Origin of the sequence: Streptomyces aidingensis (genome assembly GCF_900112355.1) — a bacterium.
In the GTDB taxonomy this organism is placed as follows: Bacteria; Actinomycetota; Actinomycetes; order Streptomycetales; family Streptomycetaceae; genus Streptomyces; species Streptomyces aidingensis.
In genome coordinates this window covers 506,203-523,495 of record NZ_FOLM01000003.1, presented here as the reverse complement: position 1 = coordinate 523,495, position 17,293 = coordinate 506,203, and the positions used below count along the sequence as shown (strand labels likewise).

The following is a 17,293-nucleotide window of genomic DNA, read 5'->3' as shown; positions in this document are numbered from 1 at the left end:
TGTGGGGGTGTGGGGGTGTGGGGGTGTGGGGGTGTGGGGGTGTGGGGGGTGCGGACCGCCGGGCGGGCGGGTCAGGCGGGGGTGACGATGGTGGTCAGGGAACGCGGGGCGAAGGCGAACTTGCCGGATTCGCGGACCTCCCCGGCCGCCGCCAGGGAGCGCTCCTCGTCGGTCACATAGGCCTCGCCGTCCAGGCCGGGTTCGGCCCGCACGGTCTGCCGGCCGGCGTTGAGGACGACCAGCACCTGGCCGCCGTCCGCGTTGCGGAAGGCGGTGATCTTCAGATCGGCCTCGTCGCAGGCGGTGGGCACCCGCACCGCGTGCGGGCGGATGTGCCGGCTCCAGCCGGCCAGTGCCCAGAGCCGCTTGGCCACCCGGTAGCCGCCGCCGGCCATCCGGATGGGCGCCCGGGTGGTGCCCATGGAGGCGCCGAACCAGTAGACGTAGCCGCTGACCTGACCAAGGGTGAACGAGTCGTGGATCTGGGAGGCGACCGCGAATCCGTCGTAGCCGCTGCCGTCGTCCCAGGCCTCGTTCCAGGTCTCGCCGTCCGGGGACCATTCGGACATCCAGGTGGGGCGGGAGGTGGGCAGCGGCCGGTCCACGGGGCCCTCGTAGGGGTGGCCGGCGTGGATGTCGACCAGTTCCCTGGCCACCGGGTCCGCCTCGACGGCCTCGGTGTAGGCGCGCTGGCCGCCCCAGCCGTAGGAGTCCGCGGTCACCAGGCGCAGTCCGGCGCGGCGTACCTGCGGCCCGATGACCTTCACATAGGCGGCGAGTTCGGCCGGGGTGAAGCGCATGGAGGCGTAGTCGACGGTGAAGTCGGGCTCGTTGGTGAAGCCGAGTTCGGTGACCGGGATGCCCTCCTGGCGCAGACAGCCGGCATAGCGCAGCAGGTAGCGGGCGTATGCCTGGTACCACTCGGGCAGCAGCTTCCCGCCGTGGGCGTCGGTGCCGTTGTCCTTCATGTAGCCGGGGGCGCTCCAGGCGCTGACGTAGAACCGGCGGATGCCGTACGCCTTGGCCTCCTTGGCCAGCCAGAGCTGGCCGCCGTCGTCCCCGTCCCACTCGTAGGCCGGGGGTGCGTCGGGCCCGCCGGGGTCGGCGGGCTGAATCGATTTCATCTGATCGCCGGAGTAGTCCGGGGACGAGCCGATGCCCAGCCGGAGGATGGAGAAGCCGGCGCCGGTCCGCGGGCTCATCAGCAGATTGAGCACCTCCCGCCGGGCCTGCTCCGGGAGTTCCCGCAGCACGCGTGCACGCTGGAACGCCTGGCAGAAGCCGAATCCGTCGATGGTCTGGAGACTGTCGCGCCCAATGACGATCCTGCTCACGCGCACCGTCCTGAAACTTTTCGTCGCCAAGTCGAGAATTTTCGCCGGTACCGTAGGCATGCCGCCGGAGGGGCGTCAACAGGCCGGTCGGCCTCCCCCGTTCCTTCACAAACCGTTGACAACTGCGGAGATCGCCGCGGAGGACCCCGCCGACGGAGCGGAACGCCCCGCCGCGCCGGTTGTCACCAGACCCGCGCAACTCGTGTGCCGCACAGGGGTTGACCCCCTTTTCACGACGCCGTAACTTACCCGCACCGAAATTATTGGCTCCCTACCGAAAATTTTCCGGAGAGCAAGCGCTTTCTCCGGTTGAGGGTGCTGTCGGTCCGAAAATTCCCCACTGATCAGCGAGACCAGCGAGACCACCAGCGAGAGGGGTCTGAAGGATGGCTGCCATACCCGGGCGCACACCGGGCGGGATGTCCCGAAGAAGTCTGCTGCGCACCAGCGCCTATGCCGCACTGGTCACCGCTTCGCTCAGCGCGTGCGATGTGTTCTCCACCGACCCCGAGAAGAAGGACAGCGGCAAGGCCGCCGGCGCCAAGGGCAAGGAAGCGCCCATGCTGGCCGAGCGGGTCAAGGCCGGCGAACTGCCCCCGGTGGAGGAGCGGCTGCCCGAGAACCCGCTGGTCGTCACGCCCACCGAGCAGATCGGGGTGTACGGCGGCACCTGGCGGACCGCCATCACCGGCACCGGTGACGGCCCCTGGCTGCACCGCACCATCGGCTACGAGCCGCTGCTGCGCTGGACCCGGGACTGGACCGGCACCGAGCTCAATCTCGCCGAGTCCATCACCCCCAACGCGGACGCCAGCGAGTTCACCGTGCAGCTCCGCAAGGGCACCAGGTGGTCCGACGGCACGCCGCTGACCACCGCCGATGTCGACTTCGGCTACCAGCATGTGCTGCTCAACCGCGATCTGACCCAGGGCCACCCGGCCGCGCTGGCCCTCGGCGAGGACCCGGCCGAGCTGGAGATCATCGACGACTGGTCCTTCATTGTCCGGTTCACCGGCCCCAACCCGATGTTCATGACCAACATGGCCCGCCACTGGGACGGCGACCGGCTGGTCTCCTTCCCCCGGCACTACCTGGAGCAGTTCCACGGCGAGTTCGCCGAGGACGCGGGCAGCAAGGCCAAGGCGGCCGGCTACAACACCTGGCAGGAGTACTTCAACTTCCTGGGCAACGACTGGTCCGTGCTGTGGACCAACCCCGACCTGCCCAGCCTCAAGGCCTGGGTCGTCATCGACCCCATCGACAAGGGCACGGTGGGCCGCTTCGAGCGCAACCCCTACTTCTTCAAGGTCGACCCGGACGGCTCCCAGCTTCCGTACCTCGACGAGGTCCGCTACGACATCGTCCCGGACCCCGAGACCATGCTGCTGCGCGCCCAGAACGGCGACTTCGACTTCCACAGCCGCCACTTCAACAGCCTGGAGAACAAGCCGGTCCTGGCCGACTCCCAGGAGCAGGGCAACTACTCGATCCTCGACTACGAGGGCACCTACAGCACCGAGATGCTGATCTCGCTCAATCTCAACCACGAGGACGAGGCGGTGCGGGAGGTCTACTCCCAGAAGGACTTCCGGGTGGCGCTGTCCCACGCCATCAACCGCGAGGAGCTGATCAACGCCGTCTGGCAGCGCCAGGGCGAGCCCCACCAGCCGGCCCCGGTGGCGGAGTCCGAGTACTACGACGAGGAGTTCGCCAAGCAGTTCACCGAGTACGACCCGGAGAAGGCCAACCAGATCCTGGACGACCTCGGCTACGACCAGCGGGACGGCGAGGGCTACCGCCTCCGCCCGGACGGCGAGCGGATCTCGGTCACCGTGGCGGTGGCCGAGGACGCCCTGGTCACGGTCTGGGTGCAGGCCATGGAGCTGGTCACCGGCCACTGGGAGGCGGTCGGCATCAAGGCCACCGTCGACCCGATGCCCCGGGAGAACTTCGAGGTCAAGCTCGGCGACAACCAGTTCGACGCCAGCGTGTGGATCGGCGACGGCGGCCGGGGCGACGAGATCCTCGCCCCGCTGTGGTACTTCCCGCACTCCCTCAACGCCGGCTCCGACTACGCCCGCCAGTGGTCCAACTGGTACCGCACCCGCGGCCAGGGACCGGAGGCCGAGACCGAGGAGCCGCCGGAGGCGCCGAAGAAGCAGATGGAGCTGTACGACCAGCTCCTCACCGAGCCGGACGAGGCCAAGCGGGACGAACTCTTCCGGGAGATCCTCCAGATCTCCAAGGAGCAGTTCTACTGCATCGGCACGGTGCGGGTGAACAGCACCTACGCCATCGTCTCCAACAACCTCAAGAACGTCGGTGGACCGATGCCGGAGGCCGCGGCCTACAACACCCCGGCACCGGCCACCCCCGAACAGTGGTACTTCGAGGGCTGACGATTGCTGGGATATCTCGCGCGGCGGCTGCTGTACGTGATCCCGACCCTGCTGGCGATCTCCGTGGTGGTCTTCCTGATCATCAACCTGCCGCCCGGTGACTTCGCCACCTCCCTGGTGGCCTACCGCCGACAGCAGGGGATCGCGGTGGGGCCGGAGGAGGTGGAGCAGATCCGGGCCGCCTACGGCCTGGACGAGCCGATCTACGTCCAGTACTGGTACTGGATCTCGGACCTGCTGTTCCGGTTCGACCTGGGCGTCTCCTTCGAGTTCAACCGCCCGGTGGCGGACATGATCTCCGAACGGCTGCCCGCCACCCTGCTGCTGGCAGCCGCCGCGCTCCTGTTCACCTGGTTCTTCGCCTTCCCGATCGGCATCTACGCCGCCGTGCGGCAGTACTCCATCGGGGACTACCTGGCCACCACCATCGGCTTCCTGGGCCTGGCCACGCCCAACTTCCTGCTGGCACTCATCCTGATGTACCTGGCCTACCGCTGGTTCGAGTACGTGCCGGCCGGCATCTGCTCGCCCGACTGGTGCGACGCCTCCTGGAACCTGGGCAAGCTGCTGGACGCCCTCGGCCATCTCTGGCTGCCGGTGGTGGTGCTGGGCACGGCCGGCATGGCCGGGCTGATCCGCATCCTGCGCGCCAACCTCCTGGACGAACTGCGCAAGCCCTATGTGGTGGCGGCGCGGGCGCGCGGGGTACCGGAGCGGCGGCTGCTGGTCAAGTATCCGCTGCGGGTGGCGATGAACCCGTTCATCTCCACCGTCGGCTGGGTGCTGCCCGGACTGTTCGCCGGTGACATCATCGTCGGCCAGTTGCTCGGCCTGCCCACCATCGGCCCGCTGCTGCTCGGCGCGCTGCGCCAGCAGGACATGTATCTGGCGGGCTCGCTCATCATGGTGATCAGCGTGCTGACCGTGATCGGCACCCTGATCTCCGATCTGCTGCTGGCCTGGACCGATCCCCGGGTCCGGCTCGGCCATGGAGGCTCCTCATGACCGTGCAGACGACCGATCCTCTGCCCGGCGGCGGCGGGCCGGCGGAGCCCGGCGACGCCGCCGCGGACGGCACCGCCGACGACGGACCCGGCCGGCCGGCCAGGAACGGCGCCCGGCGGGCCTCCGCCTCCCAGGCCCGCCTGGTCTGGTGGAGCTTCCGCCGCCACAAGCTGGCCATGGCCGGCGCCGTGGTCACCGTCTTCTTCCTGCTCGTGGTGATCTTCGCCGAGTTCCTGGCCCCGTTCTCCACCAGCAAGCTGGACTCCGACTACACCTACGCCCCGCCGCAGGTCCCCAAGTTCAGCTTCTCCGAGGGCCTGTACGTCGAGGGCTACGCCTGGGAGCAGGACGAGGACCTGCGCATCCACTACACCCCGGACCCGGAGCAGAAGATCTCGCTGGAGTTCTTCGTCCGGGGCGAGGAGTACGAGCTGTTCGGCCTGATCCCGATGGACCGCCATCTGCTGGGTCCGTCCGACCCGGACGCCATGGTCTATCTGCTCGGTTCCGACCGGGTGGGACGCGACCAGTTGTCCCGGCTGATCCATGCCACCCGGATATCGCTTTCTGTCGGTCTGGTGGGTGTGGTTTTGGCGTTCGCGCTGGGCGTGGTGCTGGGCGGGATATCCGGCTATTTCGGCGGGCGGACGGACACGGTCATCCAGCGTTTCATCGAATTCGTGATGGCCGTGCCGACACTTCCGCTGTGGCTGGGCATGACGGCCGCGATTCCGGTGGAAATCGGGCCGGTGAGACGTTATTTCCTCATCAGTCTGATCCTTTCCCTGCTGGCCTGGACCACCCTGGCCCGGGAAGTGCGCGGCCGGTTCCTGATGCTGCGCCAGGAGGATTTCGTCACCTCGGCCTGGCTGGACGGCGCCAGCCGGAAGGGAGTCATGTTCCGCCACATGCTGCCGTCCTTCACCAGCCATCTGATCGCCGCGCTCACCCTGTCCATCCCGGGGGTGATCCTGGCCGAGACCGCACTGAGCTGGCTGGGCCTGGGCATGCGGCCCCCGGTCGTCAGCCTCGGCGTGCTGATGAACGACGCCACCTCGGTCCGGGTCATCGACCAGGCGCCATGGCTGCTGCTGCCCGGGCTCGTGGTGGTGGTCGTGGTCCTGGCGCTGAACTTCGTCGGCGACGGTCTGCGGGACGCGGCCGACCCCTATCGCACCTGAGGGAGCACCGGCATGCCGGAGATGAGCAAGAATCCCACCGGCGTCGCCGCGGCCGAGGCCGCCGGCGACGGGAGCGCCGCACCGCCGCCGCTGCTGGAGATCAGCGGGCTGCGCACCCACTTCACCACCCGGGAGGGCGTGGTGAAGGCCGTGGACGGCGTGGACCTGGCGGTCGGCGAACGGCGCACGGTGTGCGTGGTCGGCGAGTCCGGCTGCGGCAAGAGTGTCACCGCCCGCTCCATCCTGGGGCTGGTGGACCGCCCCGGGGAGATCACCGGCGGCTCCATCCTGTGGCGCGGCGGCGACCGCACCTCCCCGGTGGATCTGGCGAAGCTGGACCCGCACGGCGAGGAGCTGCGCCGTATCCGGGGCGGGGAGATCTCCATGGTCTTCCAGGAGCCCATGGCCTCCCTCTCCCCCATGTACACCATCGGGGACCAGCTGACCGAGACCATCCGGCTGCATCTGCCGATGACCAAGGCGGAGGCCAAGGACCACGCCATCGCCATGCTGCGCAAGGTCGGCATCCCCAAGCCGGAGCAGCGGTTCAACGCCTACTCGTTCCAGCTCTCCGGCGGCATGTGCCAGCGGGCGATGATCGCCATCGCGCTGGCCTGCGGCCCCGGCCTGCTGATCGCGGACGAGCCGACCACCGCGCTGGACGTCACCATCCAGGCCCGCATCCTGGACCTGATCGCCTCGCTCCAGGAGTCCAGCGGCATGTCCGTCATGTTCATCACCCACGACCTGGGGGTGGTGGCGGAGATCGCCGACGAGGTGGTGGTGATGTATCTGGGGACGGTGGTGGAGCGCGGCCCGGTGGACGAGATCTTCCACGACCCCAAGCACCCCTACACCCAGGCGCTGCTGGACTCGGTGCCGGCCATGGGCCAGGGCAGGGGGCAGCGTCTGCGGCAGATCCGCGGGCGGGTGCCGCACCCCTCGGAGCGCGCCGAGGGGTGCCCGTTCCATCCGCGCTGCGACAGCGCCATCGCGGGGGTCTGCGACACCACCGAGCCGCCCGAGACGGTCTTCGGCCCGGACCGCACCGCCCGCTGCGTGCTCTACACCCCGGGCCTGGGCACGCCCGGGAACGTTCCCGGGGACACCGACCCGGCCGAGGAGAGGGAGGTCCCGGCCAATGGCTGACCCCACCGCACCCACCGCACCCACCGCACCCACCGCACCTGCCGGGAGCGGCGGCGACGCGGAGACCCCGCTGCTGGAGATCCGCGGGCTGCGCATGGACTACCCGATCCGGCACGGCATGTTCGGGCGGCACATCGGCACCGTCCGGGCGGTCACGGGCGTCGACCTGACCATCCGGCCCGGCGAGACCCTCGGGCTGGTCGGCGAGTCCGGCTGCGGCAAGACCACCCTCGGCCGGTGCATCGTGCGCACCCTGCGGCCCACCGCGGGCACCATCCGCTACCACGCGCGGGACGGCCGGGTGGTCGATCTGGCCGCCCTGGGCCAGCGCGAACTGCGCCGCTACCAGCGCGAGGTCCGGCTGGTCTTCCAGGACCCGTTCTCCTCGCTCAACCCCCGGATGACCCTGCTGGAGATCATCGGCGACCCGCTGCGCAACAACGGCCTGGCCCAGGGCAAGGAACTGGAGCGCCGGGTCGGCGAGATGCTGGAGCTGGTCGGCCTGCCGCCCGGCTATATGCGGCGCTATCCGCACGCCTTCTCCGGCGGCGAGCGGCAGCGGGTCAACATCGCCCGGGCGCTGATCATGCGGCCCCGGCTGGTGGTGGCGGACGAGCCGGTCTCGGCGCTGGACGTCTCGGTGCGGGCCTCCATCCTCAACCTGCTGCGCGACCTCCAGGAGGAGCTGGACCTCACCTACCTGTTCATCTCCCACGACCTGTCGGTGGTGGAGAACATCTGCGACCGGGTCGCCGTGATGTATCTGGGCAACATCGTGGAGCTGGCCGGCACCGACGCGCTGTACCGCGGGCCGCGCCACCCGTACACCGAGGCGCTGCTGTCCGCGGTGCCGCGGGCCGATCCCCGGCTGCGCGGCAGCGGGCGCCGTATCCGGCTCTCGGACGATCTGCCCGACCCGGCCGCGCCGCCGCCCGGCTGCGCCTTCCACACCCGGTGCCACTACGCCAAGGCCGAGACCTGCGCGGCACCCGGCGCGGGCCCCGTTCTGCTGCCTCCCCCGGACCCGTCCGGCCGGGGCGGCACCGCCGCCGGTCCGGCGGCCACGCCCCACCTGGCGGCCTGCCACTTCGCCGGCGACCTCTCGCTCACCGGCGTCTGAGGCAGGTCACGGGCCGGGCCACCGGTGGAGCCTTCCCTCTCCCGGCGGCCCGGCCCGGTCACCCCGCGCCGTACGCCGACCGGGTGAGCCCGGCCGGTGCGGGGTTCCGGCCGCGGCGACGCCGGGCACTCGGGCACCGAGGGGGCAGCAAGCGGGGGAGCAGCGAGAAAGGGGCTCCCATGCCCGGTGCCCCGCCGGACCCGCAGCGCGACTGAGCCCCCGGCCGTCTCCGGGACGGCGCCCCGCACCCCCCGGAGCCCCGTCCCGGAAGGCGTCCCCACGGCAGATGCAGACCTTCCTTCCCCACCCCGACTTCGCCGCCTCCGCCCGGACTCTGGACCGGCGCCGGCTGGGCAAGCAGCGTGTCGAAACCATCCAGGTGCTGCGCGGGCTGACCGTCCCCGGCTACGGCTGGCGTCACCACCCGGCGGTGCGCATGTGGCGGGGCTACGAAGAAGCCCTGGTCCGCTACGGCCTGGAGATGTGCCGGGTCTGGACCGCCGCCGGCCGCGCCGACACCTGCGCCGCCACCCTGGTCTCCGCCTTCGCCGCACACCGGCCGCCCGGCCCGCCGCGCGACCAGCGGGCCCTGGCCGCCGCCGGCGAACTCCCGCCCTGGCTGGGCGACCCGGAGTTCCACCGCAGCCACCAGTCGGCGCTGTGCCGCAAGGACCCGGAGTTCTACCGCCCGCGCTTTCCCGGCGTCCCCGACGACCTGCCCTACCTCTGGCCGTCCTCCGACCGCACCTGAGCCCCGCGCACCCGGGCCGGGTCGGGGGCCGGCCGTCTCCGGGTAGGCCGGGGGCTGATTCTCAGGGGGTGTCGGGGCTTTCCCGGATGGCGCGCCGGCGCCGGGTCGCCGAGTCTGGCCGGACCCGGCGGTCAAGGCGCCGGGACGGCGCCCACGCGTTCCAGAAAGCGGGAATCCGATGCAGGCTGTGATGTTCGACAAGTACGGCGGGCCGGAGGTTCTCGGGCTCCGCGAGGTCGACAAGCCGGTGCCCGGCGACCGGTCGGTGCTGATCAAAGTACACGCGACGACAGTGACGACGGCGGAGTGCCTGCTGCGCCGGGGAGAGCCGAAATGGGGCCGGGTCATCAGCGGCTTCACCCGGCCGCGGCGACGCATGCGGACCCTGGGGACGGAACTGTCCGGCCAGGTGGAGGCGGTGGGTCGGAAAGTGCGGCGGTTCCGGCCAGGTGACGAGGTGTTCGGCTTCGCCGGTTTCCGCATCGGGGCCAACGCCCAGTACATGTGCCTGCCGGAGAACGCATCACTGGAGCCGAAGCCGGCCAACAGGACCCACGAGGAGTCCGCGAGCGCGGTGGACGGCGCCACGACCGCGCTGTACTTCCTGCGGGACAAGGCCGGAATCCACAGCGGCCAGCGCGTTCTGATCAACGGGGCGGCCGGGAGCATCGGCACCTACGCGGTCCAGTTGGCCAAGCATTTCGGCGCGGAGGTCACGGCGGTGTGCGGCGCCAGGAACGCCGGGCTGGTCACCTCCCTGGGCGCCGACAAGGTGATCGACTACGCCCGGGAGGACTTCACCCGCAACACCGGCGCCTACGACATCATCTTCGACGCGGTCGGCAAGAGCTCGTTCCGCAGGTGCCGCGGAGCGCTGTCGGACCGCGGCTGCTATCTGTCGACCATGGGACTGCACAACTACCTCTGGATGCTGCTGACCTTCCTCGCCCGGGGCAAGAGGGTGCGGACCGGCCTGTCGGTCCGCAAGAACGAGGCGCTGCTGTTCCTGAAGGACCTTCTGGAGAACGACCGGCTCACCCTCGTCATCGACCGGAACTACCGGCTCGATCAGATCGTCGAGGCCCACCGGTACGTGGACCGGGGACACAAGCGCGGGAACGTGGTGGTGACCGTGGCCCACTGACGCCCCGCACCCGGTCCGGGGATCGCATCCGGTGCCCGAGGGACCTCGCGCTCTCCGCTGATGCGCGCGGCGGCCCGGGGGTCACCGGAGCGGTGGGCCGGTATGCCGCGATGATGTGGGCCACCGGGCAGCTCGTTGTCCTCACCGGGGCGGGCGGCGCGGGGCGGGCCTACCGGAATCGAATCCTCTCCGCGATGAACACCTCGCTGTCCGCTGAACAGCGTTAGGCTCGGGCAGGTGGTCACTGAGACTGATGTCCGGTTGAGTGATGGGCGGATGCTGCACGTCTATGACGCCCGTCCGGAAGGCAATGACACGACTCTGACCGTTCTGTGGCACCACGGGACGCCCAACACCGGGGAACCGCCCGAGCCGCTTCTTCCGGCCGCCGCGCGGCACGGCATCGGCTGGGTCTCCTACGACCGGCCGGGATACGGCGGTTCCACGCCCCGGCCGGGGCGGGACATCGCGTCGGCCGCCGCCGACGCCGCCGCCGTCGCCGACGCCCTGGAGCTGCGCAGGTTCGCGGTGCTGGGGCACTCCGGCGGCGGCCCGCACGCCCTGGCCTGCGCCGCGCTGCTGCCGGACCGGGTGACCGGCGCGGTGTCGGTGGCCGGTCTGGCCCCGTTCCGCGCCGACGGCATCGACTGGTTCGCGGGCATGGGACCGGCCGGGGCCGCCGAGCTGCGGGCCGCCGCCGAGGGACGGGCGGCCCTGGAGAAACGCCTCACCACCAGCGAATGGGATCCGGACCAGTTCACCCCGGCCGACCATGCGGCGCTGGACCAGCAGTGGTCCTGGCTGGGCGAGATCGCGGCCAAGGCGTCCGAGGACGGCCTGGACGGCATGATCGACGACGACCTGGCCTATGTGGCCCCCTGGGGCTTCGATCCGGCCCGGATCTCCTGCCCGGTACTGGTGCTGCACGGTACCCGGGACCGCATCTCCCCGCCCGCGCACGCCGGATGGCTGGCCGGCCGGATACCCGGGGCCGAGCTGCGGCTGGCACCCGACGACGGCCATATCTCCGTGCTGCACTCCGCCCCCGAAGCCCTCGCCTGGCTGGCCGCACGGGGCTGAGCCCGGGCGGCGGCACGGGCGGTGCGGGACGGGGGCGCAGGACGGGGTCAGCGGACGATGGCCTGGATCTCGGCGACCGTGACCTCCTCGTTCCCCTCGACACTGCCGTCCGGCAGGTCCCCGCCCGTGCCGCCGGAGCCGGTCCAGGCGATGCTCCAGTTCAGGGTGGCGCTCAGCTGGTAGGGGTCCCGGCCGTGCGTGGCGCGCAGATAGGTGACGCCGCACGGCGGCGTCTCCCCGGCGCGGCCGGGAGCGTAGGGCTCGCCGGCCCTGCCGTCGGCGGAGACGGCGCATTCGCCGTCCGACGGGTGGAGGATGGCGTTCTCGGTGCCGGGCCCGATGGTCAGACCCGAGGGGGTCGCGGTGGTGGTGGCCCAGATGTCGTAGCCCTCGACGCGGGCGGTGACCGACACCGGTGCGGTGGCGGCACCCTCCGTCCATATCCAGGTGGCCAGGCCGACGACCTGGTCCTCGTTCTCGTCGGGGTTGAGCGCTGTCTCGGTGTCCGGGACCCGGGTGTGCTCATAGGCGAGTTCGGCCAGCACACCGGGGGTGACCACCCCGGGGACCGGGGGCGGCGCGTCCCCGAACTCCACCCAGAACCGGGGCTCGTTGCAGGAGAGCATGGCCTCGTAGTCGTCGGAGTTCTCGTTGATGAAGCTCCCCCACCACATGCCTTCCCCCTCCCCCGCCAGGTTGTAGTTCTCGTACACGCCCTCGCCGTCGACGTACTGCTCCTCGAACATCCGGACCGCTTCGGCCTTGCCGCTGTGCAGCGGCGTGTTGAGGTAGTCCTGGTGGTACTGCTCGAACTCGCCGGGGGTGAACTCCGGTGCGTAGTAGCAGGGCGGCGGTTCCCAGTTCCCGCCGGACGCCCGGAGCGTCCCGCCCTCCCCGGAGCCGCCCTCGATCACAATCCCTCCGGGCAGCGACGGGCCCTGTGCCCCCGCGCCGATGTCCTGGCCGTCGCTCTCGCCGTAGACGCCCTCGTCATTGCCGGTGAACCGGTCGCCGGGGTCGGCCTGTGCGGGACCGGCCGGCAGCAACAGCGCCCCGGTGGCGCCGGCCAGGATCACGATGGCGCGCCGAAGCGGGCTCACTCGCATTGGTTGCCTCCCCGTTCCGTGGCGACCCGGGTGGTCTGCCAGACTCCGGTCCCGTTCTTCGCCAGCGTGGTGATGTAGAACACCGGCTCGTCCGGGGCGGACTCGCGGTCCACCTCCCCGGTCTCCCGGTCGGTGGTGTACGACTGGGCGGCGTCGACGCAGTAGGTCACGGTCGCCTCGGTGTCGCTCCGCACGGAGACCGACCGGTTGTAGTAGCGGGTGGTGCCGGTGAAGCCGGAGCCGCTGTCGACGATGGGCTCGATCCAGCCCACGGCGGACTTCAGGGCCTCACCGGTCGAATAGAAGCCGAGCGCCGGCCGTTCCAGGTCCCCGCTGGTGATGGCCTCGTCCATGGAGGCGATGCGGTGCTCGTTGTCGGCGAGGACCGCCAGTTCGACCGGGTCGTCCGTGTCCACCGGCTCGAAGATGTTCACCACGTCGTCCGGCAGCACGATCTCGGGGCGCTCGATGCCGTCGTCCTTCGGGGCCGCCGGCTCATCGTCCGGCTCGGCCGGCTCCTCGTTTCCGGTGCCGCCGTCGTCCCGGGCGTCCGCGATCCGGTCCTGCTCGCCCTGCTCCCCGCCGCCGCAGGCGGTGAGCAGGAGCGCGCCGGTGAGGACGGCGGTGGCCGTGGTCAGTGCGGTACGGGTCCATCGGATGGCCATCGGCGGTCAGCCCTCGTCTCGAAACGTCGTCAGGCGGGGACCGAGCGGCGGTTCGCACCCTCCCCCGTAACCTGCCTCACGAGTTTACCGACGGCAATTGCCACCCCTGCGGTTCCGTGGGCCGAAGCGGACGACCCGCCAGGGCTGGGACGCCTCCATCCGGTACTCGTGGTGATCCGGAGCGGCGGCGGTGTGGGACAGCGCCCAGTCCACCAGGGCCACGGACCCCTCGCAGCCGGGCTCCGAGCGGCTGCCGCACGCCAGGCAGACAACCACGAACCTGCTCGGGCCGGTGACCGTGAGAACCCACTCGGCGGCGGCCGGGGCGCTCATCGCAGGTCCCCCGACCGGGAGCGGCGGTTCTCCACGGCCACCCGCACCCGCAGCGCCTCCGCCTCGCCGAGCACGGTCAGCTTCTCCGGATCGGCCTCCCACTCCCGGCCGCCCGCCGGCGGACGCAGATACACGCGGCGGCCCCGGACCTCCCGCACCTCCCCCACCCGGTCCAGCACCGCATCCCGCACCAGCACCCCCGGCACCAGCTCCGCAGACCTCGTCATCCCTCAGCGCTCCCTTCCCATGGGTTCTTTCCGAACAGCCAACCTCCGCCGTGCCCGGACGGGTACTCTCCGTAGGGGTGTTGAAGGGTGTTGGTTCAGCACCCGCGCAAGAAAGGCCGGGAAACCGTGCGGACTCAGAACGGACAACTTGCGGAATGGCTCCGCCGATCGGCCATGAGCCAGGGTGAACTGGCCCGCCGGACCCGGGCCGGGGCCAGAAAGCGGGGACATCCGCACATCGCCCCGGACGCCAGCAGCGTGCGCCGGTGGCTGCACGGTGAGCGTCCCCGGCCACCGGTTCCGGACATCCTGGCCGACATCTTCTCGTCGGCCGTGGGTTACCGGGTGACCACCTATGACCTCGGTATGGGCGAGGGCGCGATGGCGGACAGAGGTCTTGTCTACGACGCTTCCTACCCGGCTACGGTGGAAGCCGTCGCCGACCTCGGGAGGGCGGACGTGGATCGCCGAAACTTCCTGGCCTCAGCGCCCTTCGCCGCAGCCGCCGGCATCGGCCCGTCCCGCGACTGGCTGCTGGCCACCCTGGAGCATTCCGCAGCCGGGCCCCGGGTCGGTCCGGACGATGTCACCGCGGTCCGTGGCATGTTCGCCGTCTTCCAGCGCATGGACATCTTCCAGGGCGGCGGATCCGGACGGCTCGCGCTGGCCGGGTATCTGAACGCCCACGTCTTCCCGCTGCTCCGCCGGACCCACGCGGAGGAGGTGCACCGGGCATTGTGCGAGGCCGCCGCCGAACAGACATACCTGCTCGGCTGGATGGCCTATGACAGCGGTGAACACGGCACCGCTCAGCGCTATCTGATCCAGTCGCTGCGCCTTGCGGAGGAGTCCCGCAACGCGGCGCTGGGCGCGCACGTGCTGGCGGGCATGGCCGACCAGGCCACCCTGCTGGGGCATCCGGAAGAGGGCCGCCGCCTTGCCCAGGCGGGCCGTGCCGGGCTGAAGAAAACGACCTCACCGGCCTGCCTGTCGGATTTGTGGGCACTGGAGGCGCGGGCGTGGGCACGGCTGGGAGACCGGCGGGCCGCGTCCTCGGCGGTGGCCGCTTCCGAGGCGGCCTATGAGACCGTCCGTCCGGCGGAGGAGCCGCAGTGGGCGGCGTTCATCGACCCGGCCTACCTCCACGGGGAACACGCCTACACCTTTCGCGACCTCGGGGACTGCGCAGCCGCCGAGGAGCATGCGCGGCGGTCCATCGAGCACGCGGGCAGACAGCAGCGCGCCCGTCGCGGAGCCATGTCGCATGCGGCCCTCGCGGCTTCCCACCTCCAGCGGGGCGATCTCGACGCCGCCCATGCCGCCGGCCTGCGCACCCTGTCCCTCGCCCGGCAGGTCAGCTCGTCCCGGACGGTGGAGGCCGTGCAGGAGCTGGAGCACCGCATGAGCCGGTTCGGCGGTCACCGCCTCGTCGCCGATTTCCGGGACCGCGCCCGGGACCTGACCGCGGTGTGAGCGGCCGGCCCGGGCGGGCCGGGCTCAGACCAGGCAGAGGGTGCAGTCGAGGCGGCTGGCGTAGATCAGGTGGTCGGAGTGGGGGGTGGCGACCGCGGTGGTCGCGGTGGTGCGCCAGTGGGTGTTGCTGCTGGTTCCGGTGGTGAAGAGATAGTCCAGCTTGCGGCCGTCGTCATGGGTGGCGTGGCGCCAGGCGTCGCGGGGGCCGTCGGCCTCCTCCGCCGCCTGGTACAGCGGCGTCACCGTGGCGTGGTGCGGCTCGGCGTTGAGGTCCCCGCCGATCAGCGCCGCGGCGTAGTCCTCGAAGGGACGGCCGCCGGGCTGCCAGGCCATCAGTTCCGCGGCCTGCGCGGCGCGCACTTCCTCGCTGCCGGACTCCAGGTGCACGCTGCATGTCACCACCTCGCCCAGGATCGCCGGGAAGACCGCGCACACCGCGCCGCGCTTCTCCTCGCGGCCGGTCTGGGTGGGGAAGGTGTACGTGTGGGTGCGCAGGGGGGCACTGCGGGTCAGGATGACATTGCCGTAGCGCTCGCCGTTCGCGCAGGTGACGCCGGTGTCGTAGAAGGTGCCGTGCATGCCGGTGGCGGCGGCCAGGGCGGCGCCCTGGTTGTGGCACACCTCCTGGAGGGCGAGCGAGAACCAGCCGCCGGGCGGGGCGATGGCGTGCAGCCGTTCCGCCTCCTCCTCGATCCAGGTGCCCGCGTCGCCCCGGTGGCCGACGTTGCCGTAGATGTTGTAGGTGCCGATCATGCCGGTGACGGCGACCGGCTCGGCGGCTGCGGCGGACGGTCCGGCCCCGGACATGGCGGCCTCCGGTGGGTGCGGGGGGCGGGCGGCGGCAGGATGGGCGAGCACGAGGCTCAGAAGTGCCGCGGTCAGCGCGAGGGCGGCGGCCCACGGGCCGCGGCCGGAGCAGGTGATCATGCGGATGCGCTAGCCCCGGGAGCCGCCGGCCATGCCCCCCGCGGGGCGAAAACACCCGCGGAGAGGGAATGGTCATACCGTATTCCCGCGCCTGACGAGGGCCGCGCCCGCCACTCCTCGGGATCCGGCCGCGCGGGGCCGCCCCCGCATCCGCGGTCAGGGCTCGGCGTGGGCCGCGCCCGCGCGGGGCGGGGCGGTGGAGTCGCGGACGATCAGGTCGGTGGCCAGTTCCACCCGCCGGGTCTCCGGGGCCTCGCCGCGGCCCATGGTCAGCACGGTGCGGGTGGCCAGCGCGGCCATCTCCTCCAGCGGCTGCCGGACGGTGGTCAGCGGGGGCCAGGCCGAGCGGGACAGCGGCAGGTCGTCGAAGCCGACCACGCTGAGGTCCTCCGGCACCCGCAGCCCGCGCTGCCGGGCGGCCTCGAACACCCCGAACGCCTGGAGGTCACTGCCGGCGAAGATCGCGGTGGGCGGGTTGTCCAGGGACAGCAGGGCATGGCCGTGGTCGTGGCCGGAGTCCACCAGGAAGGTGCCGCGCCGGATCAGCTCGGGCACCACCTCCACCCCGGCGGTCTCCAGGGCGGCCCGGTAGCCGTCGATACGGGCCTGGCTGCAGAGCATGTCGGCCGGGCCGCTGATCACGCCGATCCGCCGGTGGCCCAGCTCCAGCAGATGCCGGGTGGCGGCCAGGCCGCCGTTCCAGTTGGTGGCGCCGACCGAGACCACGCCGGGGGCGGGCTCGCCCTCCGGATCGACCACCACGAAGGGCAGGGAGCGGGCGGTGAGCTGGGCCTGTATGGCGCCGGAGAGCCGGGAGGCGACGATCACCACGCCGTCGGTGCGGCGGGCGGCGATGCGTTCCAGCCAGTCCCGGCCGGGGCCGGCATGGGTGTGCAGGACCGAGATCACGACGCTGCCGCCGGCCTCCCGGGCGGCGCTCTCCGCACCGCGGATGATCTCGATCGCCCAGGGACTCTCGATCTCGGCGAAGACCAGATCGATCAGGCCGGCCGGCTCGCCGTCCTGGCTCACCCGCCGCTGGTACCCATGCTTGTGCAGCAGCCGCTCGACCCGCTGCCGGGTCTCCGGCGCCACCTCCGGACGTCCGTTGATGACCTTGGAGACCGTGGGGATCGAGACCCCGGCCTCCTCGGCGATCAGCGCGATCGTCACCCGCCTCTTCGTTGCCATGGGCAGAAGTCTAGCCGAAAAGTTTCGGAGAACAGGGTGGGGTATGCGGGACCGGATTGCGGGGGCATCACCCCGGCCCCTCCCAAGACAGGGCCACTGACCTGTCACGACAAACCTGCGCAGAAAGATTCGATGCCAGATCGAAACTTTCAGCTCCCTTGCCCAAGGGGGGTTGTGCGGCGGCACAACGGCCGCTGCCGCGCCGCCG

16 protein-coding genes are annotated in these 17,293 nt (G+C 71.3%); 9 read left to right on the top strand and 7 right to left on the bottom strand.

Annotation, left to right across the window (positions count from 1 at the left end):
- Positions 1-71: 71 nt before the first annotated feature.
- Complete coding sequence (locus BM242_RS09470; RefSeq protein ID WP_245833932.1) at positions 72-1,334, bottom strand: glycoside hydrolase family 30 protein; 1,263 nt, start codon at positions 1,332-1,334, stop codon at positions 72-74.
- Positions 1,335-1,753: 419 nt separating this feature from the next.
- Between BM242_RS09470 and BM242_RS09465 the strand changes: the two genes are divergently transcribed.
- The 8 genes from BM242_RS09465 to BM242_RS09430 all read left to right on the top strand — a co-directional run bounded on the left by BM242_RS09465 (position 1,754) and on the right by BM242_RS09430 (position 11,163).
- Positions 1,754-3,733: an ABC transporter substrate-binding protein gene (locus BM242_RS09465; protein ID WP_107365103.1), complete on the top strand. Its 1,980-nt coding sequence runs from the start codon at positions 1,754-1,756 to the stop codon at positions 3,731-3,733.
- A 3-nt stretch (positions 3,734-3,736) separates the two neighbouring features.
- Complete coding sequence (locus BM242_RS09460) at positions 3,737-4,738, top strand: ABC transporter permease (RefSeq protein WP_093838231.1); 1,002 nt, start codon at positions 3,737-3,739, stop codon at positions 4,736-4,738.
- On the top strand, positions 4,735-5,919 hold the full coding sequence (locus BM242_RS09455; RefSeq protein ID WP_093838230.1) for an ABC transporter permease: 1,185 nt from the start codon (positions 4,735-4,737) through the stop codon (positions 5,917-5,919). The genes BM242_RS09460 and BM242_RS09455 overlap by 4 nt, the downstream gene beginning before the upstream one ends.
- A 12-nt stretch (positions 5,920-5,931) precedes the next feature.
- A complete protein-coding gene (locus BM242_RS09450) occupies positions 5,932-7,068 on the top strand; it encodes an ABC transporter ATP-binding protein (protein WP_217652408.1) in 1,137 nt (378 codons plus the stop codon).
- Positions 7,061-8,188, top strand: a complete 1,128-nt coding sequence (locus tag BM242_RS09445) for an ABC transporter ATP-binding protein (protein ID WP_093838229.1) — start codon at positions 7,061-7,063, stop codon at positions 8,186-8,188. Before BM242_RS09450 ends, BM242_RS09445 begins: the two co-directional genes overlap by 8 nt.
- 286 nt (positions 8,189-8,474) lie before the next feature.
- Positions 8,475-8,939, top strand: coding sequence for an MSMEG_6728 family protein (locus BM242_RS09440; RefSeq protein WP_093838228.1), 465 nt, complete (start codon positions 8,475-8,477; stop codon positions 8,937-8,939).
- 178 nt (positions 8,940-9,117) lie between these two features.
- Positions 9,118-10,083 (top strand): NAD(P)-dependent alcohol dehydrogenase, encoded by a 966-nt coding sequence (locus tag BM242_RS09435; protein WP_093838227.1) that lies wholly within the window; start codon positions 9,118-9,120, stop codon positions 10,081-10,083.
- 237 nt (positions 10,084-10,320) lie between these two features.
- Positions 10,321-11,163: an alpha/beta fold hydrolase gene (locus tag BM242_RS09430; protein WP_093838226.1), complete on the top strand. Its 843-nt coding sequence runs from the start codon at positions 10,321-10,323 to the stop codon at positions 11,161-11,163.
- A 47-nt stretch (positions 11,164-11,210) separates the two neighbouring features.
- Here the strand turns inward: BM242_RS09430 and BM242_RS09425 are convergent, their stop codons facing one another.
- From BM242_RS09425 to BM242_RS29300, 4 genes are all read right to left on the bottom strand, one after another.
- Positions 11,211-12,263, bottom strand: coding sequence for a hypothetical protein (locus tag BM242_RS09425; RefSeq protein ID WP_093838225.1), 1,053 nt, complete (start codon positions 12,261-12,263; stop codon positions 11,211-11,213).
- Positions 12,260-12,934: a hypothetical protein gene (locus BM242_RS09420; RefSeq protein ID WP_093838224.1), complete on the bottom strand. Its 675-nt coding sequence runs from the start codon at positions 12,932-12,934 to the stop codon at positions 12,260-12,262. The genes BM242_RS09425 and BM242_RS09420 overlap by 4 nt, the downstream gene beginning before the upstream one ends.
- Before the next feature lie 84 nt (positions 12,935-13,018).
- Positions 13,019-13,267, bottom strand: coding sequence for a DUF7848 domain-containing protein (locus tag BM242_RS29305; RefSeq protein ID WP_093838223.1), 249 nt, complete (start codon positions 13,265-13,267; stop codon positions 13,019-13,021).
- Positions 13,264-13,494, bottom strand: a complete 231-nt coding sequence (locus BM242_RS29300) for a hypothetical protein (protein ID WP_175541324.1) — start codon at positions 13,492-13,494, stop codon at positions 13,264-13,266. The genes BM242_RS29305 and BM242_RS29300 overlap by 4 nt, the downstream gene beginning before the upstream one ends.
- An 87-nt stretch (positions 13,495-13,581) precedes the next feature.
- Between BM242_RS29300 and BM242_RS09405 the strand changes: the two genes are divergently transcribed.
- Positions 13,582-14,967: an NsdA family TPR-like regulatory protein gene (locus BM242_RS09405; RefSeq protein WP_483883331.1), complete on the top strand. Its 1,386-nt coding sequence runs from the start codon at positions 13,582-13,584 to the stop codon at positions 14,965-14,967.
- A gap of 24 nt (positions 14,968-14,991) precedes the next feature.
- Here BM242_RS09405 and BM242_RS09400 read toward each other — a convergent pair whose 3' ends face one another.
- Together BM242_RS09400 and BM242_RS09395 are read right to left on the bottom strand one after the other, a co-directional pair.
- Positions 14,992-15,894, bottom strand: coding sequence for an endonuclease/exonuclease/phosphatase family protein (locus BM242_RS09400; protein WP_093838220.1), 903 nt, complete (start codon positions 15,892-15,894; stop codon positions 14,992-14,994).
- 156 nt (positions 15,895-16,050) lie between these two features.
- Complete coding sequence (locus tag BM242_RS09395) at positions 16,051-17,085, bottom strand: LacI family DNA-binding transcriptional regulator (RefSeq protein ID WP_093838219.1); 1,035 nt, start codon at positions 17,083-17,085, stop codon at positions 16,051-16,053.
- Positions 17,086-17,293: the final 208 nt, after the last annotated feature.

Bases quoted from the DNA above. Each gene is read 5' to 3' on its own strand.
- BM242_RS09400 (WP_093838220.1), bottom strand. From the start codon at position 15,894: ATGATCACCTGCTCCGGCCGCGGCCCGTGGGCCGCCGCCCTCGCGCTG.
- BM242_RS09445 (WP_093838229.1), top strand. From the start codon at position 7,061: ATGGCTGACCCCACCGCACCCACCGCACCCACCGCACCCACCGCACCT.
- BM242_RS09450 (WP_217652408.1), top strand. From the start codon at position 5,932: ATGCCGGAGATGAGCAAGAATCCCACCGGCGTCGCCGCGGCCGAGGCC.
- BM242_RS09465 (WP_107365103.1), top strand. From the start codon at position 1,754: ATGTCCCGAAGAAGTCTGCTGCGCACCAGCGCCTATGCCGCACTGGTC.
- BM242_RS09420 (WP_093838224.1), bottom strand. From the start codon at position 12,934: ATGGCCATCCGATGGACCCGTACCGCACTGACCACGGCCACCGCCGTC.
- BM242_RS09435 (WP_093838227.1), top strand. From the start codon at position 9,118: ATGCAGGCTGTGATGTTCGACAAGTACGGCGGGCCGGAGGTTCTCGGG.
- BM242_RS29300 (WP_175541324.1), bottom strand. From the start codon at position 13,494: ATGACGAGGTCTGCGGAGCTGGTGCCGGGGGTGCTGGTGCGGGATGCG.
- BM242_RS09395 (WP_093838219.1), bottom strand. From the start codon at position 17,085: ATGGCAACGAAGAGGCGGGTGACGATCGCGCTGATCGCCGAGGAGGCC.
- BM242_RS09455 (WP_093838230.1), top strand. From the start codon at position 4,735: ATGACCGTGCAGACGACCGATCCTCTGCCCGGCGGCGGCGGGCCGGCG.
- BM242_RS09440 (WP_093838228.1), top strand. From the start codon at position 8,475: ATGCAGACCTTCCTTCCCCACCCCGACTTCGCCGCCTCCGCCCGGACT.
- BM242_RS29305 (WP_093838223.1), bottom strand. From the start codon at position 13,267: ATGAGCGCCCCGGCCGCCGCCGAGTGGGTTCTCACGGTCACCGGCCCG.